The 13,986-nt window shown below is 67.3% G+C and carries 9 protein-coding genes; 7 read left to right on the forward strand and 2 right to left on the reverse strand.

Going from position 1 to position 13,986, the window contains the following annotated elements; translation table 11 throughout:
* Positions 1–77: 77 nt before the first annotated feature.
* Together G7Y54_RS10180 and G7Y54_RS10185 are read left to right on the forward strand one after the other, a co-directional pair.
* Positions 78–1,331, forward strand: a complete 1,254-nt coding sequence (locus G7Y54_RS10180; RefSeq protein WP_165079204.1) for a multidrug effflux MFS transporter — start codon at positions 78–80, stop codon at positions 1,329–1,331.
* Positions 1,332–1,354: 23 nt separating this feature from the next.
* Positions 1,355–1,924: an isochorismatase family cysteine hydrolase gene (locus tag G7Y54_RS10185; protein ID WP_165079205.1), complete on the forward strand. Its 570-nt coding sequence runs from the start codon at positions 1,355–1,357 to the stop codon at positions 1,922–1,924.
* A 91-nt stretch (positions 1,925–2,015) separates the two neighbouring features.
* Here G7Y54_RS10185 and G7Y54_RS10190 read toward each other — a convergent pair whose 3' ends face one another.
* On the reverse strand, positions 2,016–5,681 hold the full coding sequence (locus G7Y54_RS10190) for a response regulator (protein ID WP_165079206.1): 3,666 nt from the start codon (positions 5,679–5,681) through the stop codon (positions 2,016–2,018).
* Positions 5,682–5,998: 317 nt separating this feature from the next.
* Here G7Y54_RS10190 and G7Y54_RS10195 point away from each other — a divergent pair, with 317 nt between their 5' ends.
* The 5 genes from G7Y54_RS10195 to rimO all read left to right on the forward strand — a co-directional run bounded on the left by G7Y54_RS10195 (position 5,999) and on the right by rimO (position 12,885).
* Positions 5,999–7,036 carry a hypothetical protein gene (locus tag G7Y54_RS10195; protein WP_165079207.1) on the forward strand — a complete coding sequence of 346 codons (1,038 nt, stop codon included), beginning with the start codon at positions 5,999–6,001 and terminating at the stop codon, positions 7,034–7,036.
* 141 nt (positions 7,037–7,177) lie between these two features.
* Entirely contained in the window at positions 7,178–9,097 is a 1,920-nt protein-coding gene (locus G7Y54_RS10200) for a SurA N-terminal domain-containing protein (protein WP_165079208.1), read from the forward strand.
* Between the two features lie 27 nt (positions 9,098–9,124).
* Complete coding sequence (glmS, locus tag G7Y54_RS10205) at positions 9,125–10,951, forward strand: glutamine--fructose-6-phosphate transaminase (isomerizing) (protein ID WP_165079209.1); 1,827 nt, start codon at positions 9,125–9,127, stop codon at positions 10,949–10,951.
* A 7-nt stretch (positions 10,952–10,958) separates the two neighbouring features.
* Positions 10,959–11,531: a hypothetical protein gene (locus tag G7Y54_RS10210; RefSeq protein ID WP_165079210.1), complete on the forward strand. Its 573-nt coding sequence runs from the start codon at positions 10,959–10,961 to the stop codon at positions 11,529–11,531.
* A 4-nt stretch (positions 11,532–11,535) separates the two neighbouring features.
* On the forward strand, positions 11,536–12,885 hold the full coding sequence (gene rimO / locus G7Y54_RS10215; protein ID WP_165079211.1) for a 30S ribosomal protein S12 methylthiotransferase RimO: 1,350 nt from the start codon (positions 11,536–11,538) through the stop codon (positions 12,883–12,885).
* 60 nt (positions 12,886–12,945) lie between these two features.
* Here the strand turns inward: rimO and G7Y54_RS10220 are convergent, their stop codons facing one another.
* Positions 12,946–13,923 carry a hypothetical protein gene (locus G7Y54_RS10220; RefSeq protein WP_165079212.1) on the reverse strand — a complete coding sequence of 326 codons (978 nt, stop codon included), beginning with the start codon at positions 13,921–13,923 and terminating at the stop codon, positions 12,946–12,948.
* Positions 13,924–13,986 lie beyond the last annotated feature (63 nt).

The following is a 13,986-nucleotide window of genomic DNA, read 5'->3' on the forward strand; positions in this document are numbered from 1 at the left end:
ACGCCCGGCTTTCGCGGGCAGGCTGCCCTTGGGCGCTGCCCCGGCCCCAAGCTTTACGCAAGACCACCGAGGACCGCATGGCCGACACAGCAGCCGCAAAAAACGCCGCGCACCCGGCCAGCCCTTCCCCCGCCACGGCCGGAACCGAGCAGGAGGGCCGCGGCTACTTTCTCTTCCTCCTCTGTTTTCTCGCGGCCATGAGCGCCTTCCCCTCCATGGTCAACGACCTCTACCTGCCCACCTTGCCGGCCATGCGCGCCGAGTTCCACACCTCCAGGCCCGTGGTGCAGCTCGGGCTCTCCTTCGTCATGATCGGCCTCGGGCTCGGGGGCCTCGTCTGGGGGCCGCTCAGCGACAAGATCGGCCGCAAACCCGTGCTCTTCGTGTCGCTTGGCATGTTCATCGTCTTTTCCGGGGTGAGCGTGTTTTCGCCAAGCATCGCGTTCTTTCTCGGCTGCCGCCTGTTCCAGGGGCTCGGCGCCTCGGGCGCGGTCATGCTCTCCAAGACCATCCCGGCGGACATGTACACCGGCCGCGCGCTCGCCAAGATCATGTCCACGGTGGGCGCCATCAACGGCATAGCGCCGGTCTCCGGGCCGCTTCTGGGCGGCTTCATGGCCAGGGCCATCGGCTGGCGCGGCATCTTCCTCGTGCTCACCGGCATCGGCCTCGTCATGATCCTTCTCACCTTCTTCTTCCGCGAGAGCCTCGCCCCCAGGAATCGCGACCGCGGCCCGTGGCGCGCGCTTTTCGGCGAATACCTGCCCCTGCTCAAAAACCGGCCCTTCATGATCCATGTGATCCTCAAAAGCGCGGCCTTGGGCGTGCTCTTCTGCTACATCTCCTCCGGGCCCTTCATCATCCAGGAGCGCTACGGCTTCGACGCCATGCAGTTCGGCCTCATTTTCGGCCTCAACGCCATGGCCGTGGTGCTCGGCGCCACCCTTTCCGTGCGCTTCCGTACCATGAAAAAAGCCGCCATCACCGGCGCCGCCGGCATGGTGGCCTTCGCCTGCCTTGAGGCGGGCGCCATCTCCTTCCTCGACAGCATCTGGGTCTTCGAGGGGCTTATCGTGCCCATGCTCTTCTTTTCGGGCATCGTGTTCGCCGCCTCCAACACGCTCGCCATGACCGAGGGGCGCCTTTCCGCCGGCGCGGCCTCGGCCATCCTAGGGCTCGGCGGCTATGTGTTCGGCTTCATCGTCTCGCCGCTGGTGGGCATGGGCGACATCCAGCTCTCCACCTCCATCGGCATGACCGTGTGCGCGCTGATCTGCCTGCTCTACGCCTGGTTCGCCTACCAGCTGCCGGCGAGCAAGATCCAGCCCTGAACGCCGCAAAACCGGGAGAACCCATGCTGCTCCAGGCCCACAGCGCCATCCTCGTGGTGGACATGCTCAACGATTTCGTCCTGCCCGGCGCGCCCATGCGCGTGGAAGGCGCTCTCGCCACCGTGCCGGCCATTGCGCGCTTCCTCGCCTACGGGCGCGAGAACCAGTGGGCGGTGATCTATGTGAACCGCGAGCACCGCGCCTCCGGCATCGATGCCGAGATGACGCGCCGCCACTTCTTCGAGGAGGGGCAGCCCTTCTGCGTGCCGGCCACCCCTGGCGCGCAGGTGGTGGACGCGCTCGCGCCCGCGCCAGAAGACATCATCGTCACCAAGCAGCGCTTCAGCGCCTTTGTGGGCACGGACCTCGACATGGTGCTCCGCGGGCTCGGCGTGAGCACCGTGTTCGTGACCGGGACGCAGTACCCCAACTGCATCCGCGCCACGGCCGTGGACGCCATGGGGCTCGACTACCTGACCATCGTCTGCACGGACTGCTGCTCCGCGGCCACGCCGGCCGTGGCCGAGGCCAATGTCTATGACCTCACCATGATGGGCATCACGTGCGCGCCGTCCACGCGGTACATGGAGTGAGGGGGCGCATGGCGCCGCGTCGGCTGGGTCTTTAGAATGAAAAAACCTCCCGCAGGCGGGAGGTTTTTCTGTGCCTTGTGGCAAAACGCGCTCAGCGCTGCCGCAAAAACTCGTCCAGCGTCTCCATGAGCTTCTTGATGTCGATGGGCTTGGCCACATAGCCGTTCATGCCCGAATTGATGGCCTCCTCGCGGTCTTCGTCAAAGGCGTTGGCCGTCATGGCGATGATGGGGATGCCGGAACGGATGGGGTCCTCCAGGCCGCGGATGGCCCGGGTGGCCGCATAGCCGTCCATGACCGGCATCTGCACGTCCATGAGGATGAGGTCGTAGGTGCCGGCGGGCATGTCGCGCACCTTGGCCACGGCGAGCTGGCCGTTTTCCACGATGTCGAGCTCAAAGCCCGCGTTTTCCAGGATCATCTGCGCGATCTCCTGGTTCATCTCGTTGTCTTCGGCGAGCAAGAGGCGCTTGCCGGCGAAACTTTCCGGCGTCGTGGGCTCTTCGTGCTCCTCTTCTTCAGGCTGCGACGGGGAGAGCAGCACATTGCGCAAGCCCGAAAGGAAGATGGGCTTGGAGCAGAAGGCCGTGACGCCGGCCTCTTTGCCCTCCTCCTCGATGTCCGTCCAGTCATAGGCCGTGAGAATGATGATCGGCACCTCGGGGGGCACGGTCTTGCGCAGGCGGCGCGTGAGCTCGATGCCGTTCATGTCCGCCATGATCCAGTCGATGAAATAGGCGCCGTAGGCCTCGTTCTGCTCGCGCGCGAACTCGGTGCGCACGAGGGCCTCCTTGCCGAGGGTGGTCCAGTCGGGCTTCATGCCGAGCTCGGAGAGCATCTTGGAGAGGCTGGTGCAGGTGTTGATGTCGTCGTCCACCACCAGCGCGCGCGTGCCCTCATATTGCGGCAGGAGCATGTCGGCCGTGTCCTCCTCCACCACGCGGAAGGTGAAGGTCACGGCGAATTCCGAGCCCTTGCCGCTCTCGCTCTCCACCTCGATGGAGCCGCCCATCATGTCCACGATGTTCTTGGTGATGGCGAGCCCGAGGCCCGTGCCCTGGATGCCGCTCACCGTGGTGGTCTGCTCGCGCTCGAAGGGCTCGAAGACATGCTTCAGGAACTCCTTGCTCATGCCGATGCCGCTGTCGCGCACGCGGAACTCGTAGGTGGCCCTGCCGTCCTCCGCCGGCGTGACCTGGATGACGCGCACGCTCACCCGGCCCCCGGGGTGGGTGTACTTCATGGCGTTGCTCAGGATGTTGAGCAGCACCTGGTTGAGGCGCAGCCGGTCGCAGAAGATGGTCTCGTTGACCACGTTGAGCGTGTCGATCTGGAAGTCGAGCTGCTTTGCGCGCACGTCCGCCTGCACGATGGTGCGCAGGTCGTGGAGGATGGAGGGCAGGCTCACCTCCTGCTCCTCGATCTTGACCTTGCCGCTCTCGATGCGGCTCATGTCGAGCACGTCGTTGATCAGGCTCAGGAGGTGGTTGCCCGAGGTCATGATCTTGCCCAGATAGCGCTGCACCATGGGCACGTTGTCCGCATTGGAGGAGGCGAGCGCGGTGAAGCCGATGATGGCGTTCATGGGCGTGCGGATGTCGTGCGACATGTTGTTCAAAAAGGCCGTCTTGGCGGCGCTGGCGTAGCGGGACTTTTCGAGCGCTTCGGCGAGGGCCTGCTTCTGCTCCTGCTCGCGGCGGATCATGTCGTCGATGTTCCTGAAGCCCGCGAGGATGAGGTCATAGCCGCGGCCGCCGTTTTCGTGCGGCCTGACGAAGGTGAACTGGAAATACTGCGTCTCGCCGTCCTCGACGATGCGGTAGGTGCCGCTGTATTCCTCCTTTTCGGCGAGCTGCCTGCGGATGGTCTCAAGCGAGAGCGCGTCGCGCAGATAGTCGCGGTCCTCGGGGTGGACCTTCTGGTCGATATAGCGCCCGGCCAGTTCCGCATAGGGCCTTTCGGCGCCCTGGCTCTCGGCCGTGCCCCCGGGCCCGAAGCCCGAGAGCTTGATGATGCCCGTGCTCCCCTTGTCCGCATCTATGGCGAGCACGTTGGAATAATCGCGGGAGAGCGCCTCCACGATGGCGAGCTGGCTCGCGAGCTCCTGGTTGGCGTGCTCGGTGGTGGTGAGCAGCTGCCGGTTCCAGCGGCCGCGCAGCCACATGATGAGGAAGAGCGAGGCCGCGAGCATGAGGATGCACGCCGCCACCGACATGGTGCCCGGATTGGCGTAGAGATAGTGCCAGAGGCTCATGTCCCCGGCGCGGTACGAAACATAGTTGGAGCCGAGCTGGTTGAGGGTGGCCGGCGGCACGCCCTTGACGGCTTTCTTGAGGATGGTGCCGAGCTCATGGTCCGCGCTGGCCGGCACATAAATGCTGAAATTGGCGCCGCCGTCGTTGAGGATGGCATAGGTGAGGCCGCCGCCGGGGTCGCGGTTGATGAACATCTGCGCGGTCAGCGGCAAGACGTAGGCCGCGTCGGCCTCGCCGCGCTGCACGGCGCGCAGGGCTTCCTGCGCGGTGGGATATTCCCGCGTCTCCACATTTTTCAGCAGGCCGTCCGGCAGGTCGAAGGGCATGCCTTTGGGCAGCGCCAGCTTGCGCACGGGGGCATTGAAGTCCGTGCGCGTCACCCGGGCCACGCCGGTGACAAGATAGGGCTCGGTGGAAAAGCCGTGATAGGGCTCGTCCTCGCCGATGCGGTCGGGCTCCAGCCGGTCCAGCATCACGAGCGCATGGGCGCGGTTTTCGCCGGCTTCCCCGGGCGCCGTCGGCGCCACCAGCGTATAGGGCAGCCCCGCCACCTGCATGACGCGGCCGAAATATTCCGGGATGACGCCCTTGAGCTCGCCGTCCTCCACAAAGGAGTACGGCGCGTTGTCGGCCCGGGCCGTGGCGGTGATGGCCTTGTCGCCCTGCTTCACCGCTGCCCTGTATTCCTCCTCGCGCGGCGAAAATTCCACCTGGTCGGGCTGGTCCGGCCCGTAGTGGCGGTAATAGAGCCGGTTTTGCCAATCGCCCTCGTTGAGATTCATCTGGTCGATGGCGTGGTTGATCTCGTCGATGATGTCCTTGTTTTCCTTGCGGGCGATAATGTAAAAATTGTCGCTCTTGATGATGTCGAGCAGGGTTTCGTTGTAGGGCTTGCGCAAATTGCTGGAGAGGATGGCGTCCACGTCGCCCTTTTGCAGGGCGTCGGAGAGCTCGGACGGCGATTCGTATTCGATGAGCGTGTAGGTGAAGCCCTTGTCTTTCGCAAAATCGGGCAGGTAGCGGTTCTGGCTGCTGCCCGCCACCGCGCCGATCCTCATGCCGTCATAGGTCTCGTAGTCGCCCGCGCGCAGGTGGGTGTTCTGCAGCTTGCGGGTGAGCACGGTGTGGTTGCGGCCCACGGGCAAGGAAAACGTGAAGATCTTTTCGCGCTCGGGCGTGCGCCGGGCCGTGCTCACCACGTCGATGTCGCCGTTCTTCAGCATCTCCTGCATGTCCTGCCAGGACTTGTCATAGCCCGAAAACGTGAAATTGAGGTTGGAATATTCCGAGAGCAGGCGCAGAAGGTCCATGCCGTAGCCTTCCAGGTTGCCCTCGTCATCCTTGCTGTGGTAGCCCTCGAAATTGAAGATGCCCGCCTTGACCTCACGGTTGGGGCCACTCGATGTGGAGGGGGTGGCGGGCTCGGTGGCCGTCGGCCACGCCAGAATAAGCACGAGCGCCAGGGCGGGGAAGATGCCGTGATGCCGGGGAATGTGCAGCATATATTTCACCACAATCGGCTTTTTTGCAGGGAGGGGCGGCGTCCCCGGCCGGGGGCAGGCGGGACGCAACGGTCTCCAGTATAGGGGATGCGGCGCCCTTTGCCAATGCCCGGCCGGGCGCCTCCGGCTTCGCCCGCGCCCGTGGCTCCGGCGCTGCGGGGCTTGCGCCCGTCTTTGCGTCTTTACGAAAAAAGGAAAAACCCCTAGAATGGAGCCTTGCGGCATGATGCACTTTGGCGCGGCCCCGGGCCGGCCGCTCATGTTGCGCCCGTGAAACCGCACTCTGCCAACATCCCGCGCAGCGCCGACAGCAAACCATGAACAGAAGTCACGCCATCCTCGCCGGCCCCCTGTTTTTCGCGCTCCTGGGCACCGCCTTTTGCGTCTGGAGCGCGCTCGGGAACGATGTCAATTTCTGCGTCACCACCGGCTGCACCCTGTACCAGGACTTCACCGTCGCCGGCATCTCCCTCTGGTGGTTCGGCACCGCTGCCTTCGGCGCGCTGGCCGGCCTTGCGCTGCTCGGCGCGGCGGAGTGGGCCCGCATCGTGGCCGCCCTCGCCATCCTGGGCGATATCTGCCTGCTCCTGCTCATGGCCTTCACCGCGCCCTGCATCAGTTGCCTTGTGGCGGCGCTGCTCTTCGCCATCATCTATTTCCTCCTGCGCCGCGAGCCCGCGCCGCAGAGCCGCATGCGCCCCGAGGAGCGGCGGCACTCCGTGCTGCTCTGGGTGTGGGCCGCGCTCTTCGTGGTCAATGTGGGCGCCGTGGCGCGCTCCCAGGCGGATGTGTGGCCCATCCTCGACGAAAGCGAAAACCCGGTCACGCGCATGTTTTTCTCGCCCTCCTGCCGCTACTGCATCGAGGGCATCAACGCGCTCTCCGGCAATGTGGACGTGGCCTTCTATCCCCTCGCCGAGACCGAGGCCGATGTCTGGAAGGTGGCGCGCATGCGCGCCCTGCTCGACGAAGGGCTCAACATCGCCCAGGCCCTCGCCCAGAGCCAGAATGTCCAGGAGCCCTCGGGCTTCGCCTCCTGGCGGCCGGGCATGCTGCTCCTGCGCTTCCGCCTGTTGCGCAACAAGGCCCACGTTTTCGCGGCCGGCTCGCAGGGCGTGCCCTTTTTCGAGCAGCGCGGGCTTCCGGGTGACATCCGCGAGCGCGTGGAGCGCGCCCAGCAGCCGCGCGGCCACGCCGACGCCCGCCCGGGCCGCGCGGTAACTTCGCCGGCCGCCCCGGATGACGACACCCCCCGGGACGAGCGCCTGCCGCTGGAGACGGGCGGCCTCACGGGTTCCGGGGGCACCCAGTGCGGCGGCGCCGTGCCGTGCCCCCCGGGCAGCGAGGCCCGCTAGGCTCGGGCTCCCTTCCCTTCTCCCCGCCACTTCCCGCCTCCGCGGCCGCGGCGCCCTTTCTTGAAATTTGCCGCGCCCGCGCGTATACTGTCCCTTTCCTGTGATCCTCATTCCTGCGGCCCGGGCCGCACGGGAGCGCCCATGCTTGAGTATATCCGCACCAGCGCGCAGTCTTTCGGCGTCAAGGTGGCCTTCGGCGTCATCATCCTTGTCTTCGTCTTCTGGGGCGTGGGCAACTTCAACGACCGGGATTACTCCAACGTGGTGGCCGTGGTGAACGGCCAGCCCATCCTGGCGCAGGAGTTCGAGCGCGCCTACCGCAGCGCCGAGGAATACCTGCTGCGCGCCAATCCCGGGCTCACGCGCGAGCAGCTTATCCGCGACCATCTCGGGCGCACGGTGCTCAACGACCTTATCCGGCAGACCCTCGTCCTCCAGGAGGCCGAGCGCGCGGGCATCACCGTGACCCCGGTGGAGCTCAGGCACGCCGTGGGCAAGATGCGCGCCTTCCAGGACGACAAGGGCCGCTTCGACCCCGAGGCCTATACCCGCGTGCTCGCCGCGCAGCGCAAGAGCCCGGCCCAGTATGAAAAGGAGCTCGCCGACGAGCTCCTGGCCGGCAAGATCTACGCCCTCGTCACCGCCCCGGCCTGGAGCGACCCGGACGAGCCCCGCCGCCGCTATGACTTTTTGCGCGAGCGGCGCAGCGTGGACTATATCTTCGTGCCCGCAGGGCGCTTCCTCGACAAGGTCACGGTCACGGACGCCGAGGCCCAGGCCTGGTATGACGGCCACAAGGCGGATTTCGCCATCCCGGCGCGCGTCAACGTGGCCTATGTGGCCGTGCGCCCCGAAGAGCTCGTCAGCCCCGACAGCGTGAGCGAGGCCGACGCGCGGGCCTGGTACGAGGCCAACAGGAACCACTTTGAGCAGCCGGAGCAGGTGCGCGCGGCCCATATCCTCGTGCCCCTGCCGCAGGATGCCGACGCCGCGGCCGAAAGCGAGGCCCGCGAGGCCATCGCCAAGGCCGCCGCCCGCCTCAAGGCCGGCGAGGCCTTCGCCAAGGTGGCCGACGCCGTGAACCCCGAGGGCGCGGCGGGCCCGGGCGGCGAGCTCGGCTGGATCACGCGCGGGCGCACCGTGCCCGCCTTCGAGGAAGCGGCCTTCGCCCTCGAGCCGGGCACGGTCTCGGAGCCGGTGCGCAGCCCCTTCGGCTTGCACCTTATCCTCGTGGAAGAAAAGAATCCCGGCGGCGTGCCGGAATTTGAGAAGGTCGCCGGCGAGGCGCGCAAGGGCGTGGCCTTCGAGCGCGGCTCGGACAGGCTGCATGACACGCTCGACAGCCTCATCGAGGACAATATCCTCAACAAGCCGCTTGCCGAAAGCGCGGAGCGCCACGGCCTCAAGGCGGCGGAAAGCGGCCTCCTGGACAAGGAGGGGCTGGTCAGCACCCTCGGCGTCAAGCCCGAGGGCGCGGACGCCCTGCTCGCGGCCGGCGCGGGCCTGCCGGTGGACAGCGCGCTGGAAGCGGGCGACAGCTACCTCGTGGCGCGCATCGTCGCCACGGAGCCGGCCTCCACCAGGCCCTTCGCCGAGGTGAAGGACGGCATCGTGAAGATCCTCGCCGAGGAGAAGGCGCTCGCCGACGCGCTCGCCAGCGCGCAGGCCACGCGGGCAAAGCTCAAGGACGGCCCCCTGCCGGAGGCCGAAGCCAAAAGCCTCGGCGTGAGGCAGGCGCCCGCCATGGAGCGCGGCGGCGCCCTGGCCGACTTCGCCCCGCACCCGGCGCTCGCCGAAGCCATCTTCGCGGACAAGCCGGGCGACTGGCTCGAGCGCGTCTACAGCGTCAGCGGCCCGCAGGGCCCGGGCGCCCTCCTCTGCCGCGTGGCCGCGGTGCTGCCCCCGGACGGCGCGGAGTGGGAGAGCGTGGGCGAGGCGCTCGCCGAGGGCGTAAAGCGCGAGCGCGAGGACGCGGTCTACGCCATCTTTCTCCAGAGCCTCGCGGACGGCGCCAAGGTGGAAGTGGTCAACAGCAACCTCGTCGACCGCGTGAACATGTAGGCGCGGGCGGCGCCTGGGGAGCGATCCATGTGCGGCATCATCGGCTATGTGGGCCACCGCCCGGCTGTGCCCGTGGTGGTGGAGGGCCTCGAGCGGCTCGAATACCGCGGCTATGACTCGGCGGGCGTGGCGTGGCTGCTTGCGGGGCGCCTGCATGTGCTGCGCGCCAAGGGCAAGCTCGCCGCCCTCAAGGAAAAGCTGGCCGATTCGCCGGCCATCACCGCCACCTGCGCCATGGGCCACACCCGCTGGGCCACCCACGGCGTGCCGGCAGAGCGCAACGCGCACCCGCACCTCAGTAACGACGGCTCCCTCGCCCTCGTGCACAACGGCATCATCGAGAATTACCAGGAGCTCAAGGCCGGCCTCGCGGCCCGGGGCTATGAATTCCATTCCGAGACGGACACCGAGGTGCTCGTCAACCTCATCGCCGAGCGCCGCAAGACCGAGCCCGACCTGCTCCACGCCTTTGCCGCCGCCCTGCGCGAGGCCCACGGCGCCTACGCCGTCTGCCTGCTCGATTGCGCCTCCCCGGACACGCTCTACGCCGCGCGCATGGCGGCGCCGCTCATCGTGGGCCTCGGCACCGGCGAAAACTTCGTGGCCTCGGACATCCCGGCCTTTCTGCCCTATACGCGGCGCGTGGTCTTTCTCGAAGACGGCGAGATCGTGCGCGCCACCGCCTCGGCCCACGAGATTTTCCGGCTTGCCGACCTCTCCCGGCAGGAGCGCGAGGCCCAGACCATCCAGTGGGACATGCAGGCCGCGCAGAAGGACGGCTTCCGCCACTTCATGCTCAAGGAGATCTTCGAGCAGCCGCGCGTCATCACCGACGGCCTCGCCGGCCGCGTGGCCCGTTCGGGCGACCGCGTGGTGCTGCCCGAGCTCGCGCATCTCCCGGTGCCGAAGCGCCTGCACGTTGTGGCCTGCGGCACGTCCCACCATGCCGGGCTCTGGGGGCGCCACCTGCTGGAGGCCTGGGCCGGCATCCCCGTGCAGGTGGAGATCGCCTCGGAGTTCCGCTACCGCGAGAGCCCGCGCTTCGGCGAGGGCGAGATGGGCCTTGTCATCAGCCAGAGCGGCGAGACGGCCGACACCCTGGCCGCGCTCAGGCTCATGAAGGAGCGGGGACTGCCGGTGCTCGGCCTGTGCAACGTGGTGGGCTCGTCCATCGCGCGCGAGGCCGAGGCCGTGCTCTTCACCCAGGCCGGCCCCGAGATCAGCGTGGCCTCCACCAAGGCCATGTGCAGCCAGATGCTCGCCCTCGCGCTCATGGCCCTCCACTGGAGCGAGCGCACGGGCACCCTCACCCCGGCCGCCCGCAAGGAGCGCCTGGGCATCCTCCAGTCGCTGCCGGCCCTGCTCGACGACCATTTGCCCCGGATGCACAAGACCGCGCGCGAGCTGGCCCTCAAGTACGCGCAGGCGGCCAATTTCTTCTACCTCGGGCGCGGGCACTGCTACCCGCTGGCGCTGGAGGGCGCGCTCAAGCTCAAGGAGCTTTCTTACATCCACGCCGAGGGCTATGCCGCCGGCGAGATGAAGCACGGCCCCATCGCGCTCATCGACCCGGCCTTCCCCACCTTCGCCATCGCGCTTGACGACGCGCTCTTCCCCAAGGTCAAGTCGAATATCGAGGAAGTGCAGGCGAGGCAGGGCAAGGTCATCGCGCTCACCAATCCCGCTACGGAGCTTGCGGCGGACGACGTGTGGCGCGTGCCGCCGCTGCCCGCCCCGCTCTCGGCCTTTGCGGTGCTGCCCGCGCTCCAGCTCTTCAGCTACGAAGTGGCGGACTATCTCGGCAAGGACGTGGACCAGCCGCGCAACCTCGCCAAGAGCGTCACCGTGGAGTGACGGGGACATGCTCAAACCCTTCTACCAGGGCAAGCTGGACACCTTCTGCGCCATTTACGCCGTGCTCAACGCGCTGCGCCTGCTCTACGGCATCCGCGTGCTCAAGGCGCGCGACATCCTGAACGAGACACTCATGGGCCTCGCCTCCCGGCCCGAGGCCTTCCGCGCGGTGCTCACCCAGGAGACGGACTATATCGCCCTCGTGGACAACCTGCTGCGTATCCAGGCCCGCGCCTTTCCGCTGGACGTACAGGCGCCCTTTGCGGGCGCAAAGTCCCTGCCCGGGCCGGACGCCTTTTTCGCCGCCTGCCGCGACTGGCTGGCCCCGGGGCGCGGGCGGGCCATCGTCTTCCGCTTTCTGCGCAGCCTCACGCCCGACGGGGGCCCCATGAACCGCCACTGGACCACGGCCGACCGCGTGGACGGCGATGTCCTCCACCTTTTCGATTGCAGCCACGAGGCCGAAGCCATCCTCAACATCGACAGGACGAGCTTTGTCACCCGGGCCGACCACGTTTCCGCCGAGCGGCTTTTGCACATCCAGCCCGAAAGCGCGCGCTTCCTGCGCGTGCCCTTCTGACGCGATGCCTTCCGGCTCCCAGAGCGCTTCCACCCCCCGCGGCCCGCTGCCCGTCTGGGCGCTGAGCCTCGGCTGCCCCAAGAACCGCGTGGACAGCGAGCGCCTGCTGGGCTCGCTGGGCGTGCCCGTGAAGCCCGCGGCGCACATGGGCCGAAGCCGCCTCGTCTTCATCAACACCTGCGGCTTCATCGAGCCCGCGGTGCGCGAATCCATCCGCGCCGTGCTCGACGCGGCGCAACATCTCGGCAAGCTCCGGCGGCGCCCCCTGCTGGCCGTGGCCGGCTGCATGGTGGGCCGCTATGGCGTGGCCGAGCTCGCCAAGGAGCTCCCGGAAGTGGATCTCTGGCTGCCCACGGAAGACCTTGCGCGCTGGCCGGCCCTCGTGCGCGCGGCGCTGGGCCTTACTCCGGCGCAAGGTTCCGGGCTGCCCGGCCGGCTGCTCTCCACCGGGCCCGCCTATGCGTGGCTCAAGGTGGGCGAGGGCTGCCGCCACCAGTGCGCCTTCTGCACCATCCCGTCCATTCGCGGGCCCCTGCGCTCGGCGCCGGCCGAAGCCCTGCTCGCCGAGGCCCGCACGCTGCTCGCCCAGGGGGTGCGCGAGCTCGACCTCGTGGCGCAGGACGTTTCCGCCTGGGGCAGCGATTTCAGCGGCGGCGCGGAGCGCCCCCGGCTCGAGGACCTCATCACCGCCCTCGCCGGCCTGGACGGCCTTTTCTGGCTGCGCCTGCTCTATCTCTACCCCACGGGCGTCACCGGGACCCTGCTCAGGCGCATGGCCGGGCTGGGGCCCCCGGTGCTGCCGTACCTTGACATCCCCTTCCAGCATGCGGCGCCCGAACTCCTGCGCTCCATGGGGCGCCCCTTCGCGGGCGACCCGCGCCGCGTGCTCGAGCGCGTGCGCAGCATCCTGCCCGGCGCGGCGCTGCGCACCACCTTCATCGTGGGCTATCCGGGCGAGACCGACGCCCAATTCCTGGAGCTCTGCCGCTTTGTGGAGGAGGCCCGCTTCACCCACCTCGGCGTTTTCGCCTACCAGGCCGAAGAAGGCACGCCGGCCGCGAAGCTCCCCGGGCAAGTGCCCGTGCCCGTGCGCGAGGAGCGGCGCGCCGCCCTCATGGAGCTCCAGGCCGGCATCAGCGCGGACATTCTCGCGCAAGCCGTGGGCAGCCGCCTCCCCGTGCTCGTGGACGCGCCCGCGGCCGAGTGGCCCGGGCTGCATCGCGGGCGCGTGTGGTTCCAGGCGCCGGAGGTGGACGGCGTGACATGGGTGAGCGGCCCGGGTGTCACGCCCGGGGCCGTGGTGGAGGGCGATATCGTGGAAAGCTCGGATTACGACCTGAGCGCGCTGGCCTGACAGGGGAACCGGCCGCGCGAGGCCAGCCCCCACGCGCGGCGCCTTGGGGACGATTTTCCCTTATTGCGGGGAGGGGGCGGCCTCGTGCCCGCCCCCATCCGCAAGCAGGGGCTTGAGCTTTTCGGCCAGCGCCCGGGAAAATTCCGCTTTTCCATACCTGTTCAAATGCGTCATGGTGGAGAAATATTTGGCCGGGAAAAACGCCAGCCCCTCAAGCAGGCCGGCATCTTTTTCGATGGCCAGCTTTTTCGCCACGTCACGGTAGGCCGCCGCCAGCGCGCCCTTCTCGTCCACAAAATGCTCCGCCACGGGCGTTCGCAGCAATACCACGTCCTTCAGGCCGTACTTGTCCACAACCTCCCGCAGCACCTGGAGGTTTTGCACATAGCCCTCCGCCAGGCCCTGAAAGCCGATATTCTTGGGGCCGCTCTGCACGTCTTTTAAATATATCACATTGGGGTCGATGACGCCGCCATGGCCCGCGCGAATGGCCTCCTGCGCCGCCTTGGGCGAGCCATAATAGCCGCCGGAGCTTCCCCGCAGTGGCACATAGAGAACGTGGTCATAAAGAAGCGTGCTCAGGGCATTCTTGACGCCCTTGTACGGGCCTGTGGGCGGAACCACCTCTTTATCAAAACTTTTCCTGATATATTTTGGCCAGTTGTCATACTGTTTCTGCCGTATGAGCTGGATGGGATGAAAAGCGAACAGGATCAGTTCCGGCACCGGGTTCCGTTTCAGGTATTCTTCGAGCACGATGGCGCAGCCCCGGGGCCCGGCGTAGGCCAGGGTGCAAAAGTTCTGGACACTCCGCCCCAGCTCCTGCTCGAGGATGAGCGGGTCTATGCCCATCAGGCCGGAGCTGTCGCCGAAGATGACGATATCGCCCCTTGCCCCCTGCTTTACCCTTTTTACCTGCTCATTGATGAGCAGCATGTCATACGATGCCGGCTTCTCGTATTCCGTATCCATGTGCCGTGCGCCAAGCCAGGCAAGGCCGCCCGCAAGCCCGAACATGGCAAGGATGGGCAAACTCACAAGGGCAACCGCCCGCAGCGGATGCGAGCGGCTTCTTGTGGCGAGGAGGTCACGAAGTTTTTT

Source organism: Desulfovibrio sp. ZJ746, from assembly GCF_011039155.1.
Taxonomy (GTDB): domain Bacteria; phylum Desulfobacterota; class Desulfovibrionia; order Desulfovibrionales; family Desulfovibrionaceae; genus Desulfovibrio.

Bases quoted from the DNA above. Each gene is read 5' to 3' on its own strand.
- G7Y54_RS10180 (WP_165079204.1), top strand. From the start codon at position 78: ATGGCCGACACAGCAGCCGCAAAAAACGCCGCGCACCCGGCCAGCCCT.
- G7Y54_RS10185 (WP_165079205.1), top strand. From the start codon at position 1,355: ATGCTGCTCCAGGCCCACAGCGCCATCCTCGTGGTGGACATGCTCAAC.
- G7Y54_RS10190 (WP_165079206.1), bottom strand. From the start codon at position 5,681: ATGCTGCACATTCCCCGGCATCACGGCATCTTCCCCGCCCTGGCGCTC.
- G7Y54_RS10195 (WP_165079207.1), top strand. From the start codon at position 5,999: ATGAACAGAAGTCACGCCATCCTCGCCGGCCCCCTGTTTTTCGCGCTC.
- G7Y54_RS10200 (WP_165079208.1), top strand. From the start codon at position 7,178: ATGCTTGAGTATATCCGCACCAGCGCGCAGTCTTTCGGCGTCAAGGTG.
- glmS (WP_165079209.1), top strand. From the start codon at position 9,125: ATGTGCGGCATCATCGGCTATGTGGGCCACCGCCCGGCTGTGCCCGTG.
- G7Y54_RS10210 (WP_165079210.1), top strand. From the start codon at position 10,959: ATGCTCAAACCCTTCTACCAGGGCAAGCTGGACACCTTCTGCGCCATT.
- rimO (WP_165079211.1), top strand. From the start codon at position 11,536: ATGCCTTCCGGCTCCCAGAGCGCTTCCACCCCCCGCGGCCCGCTGCCC.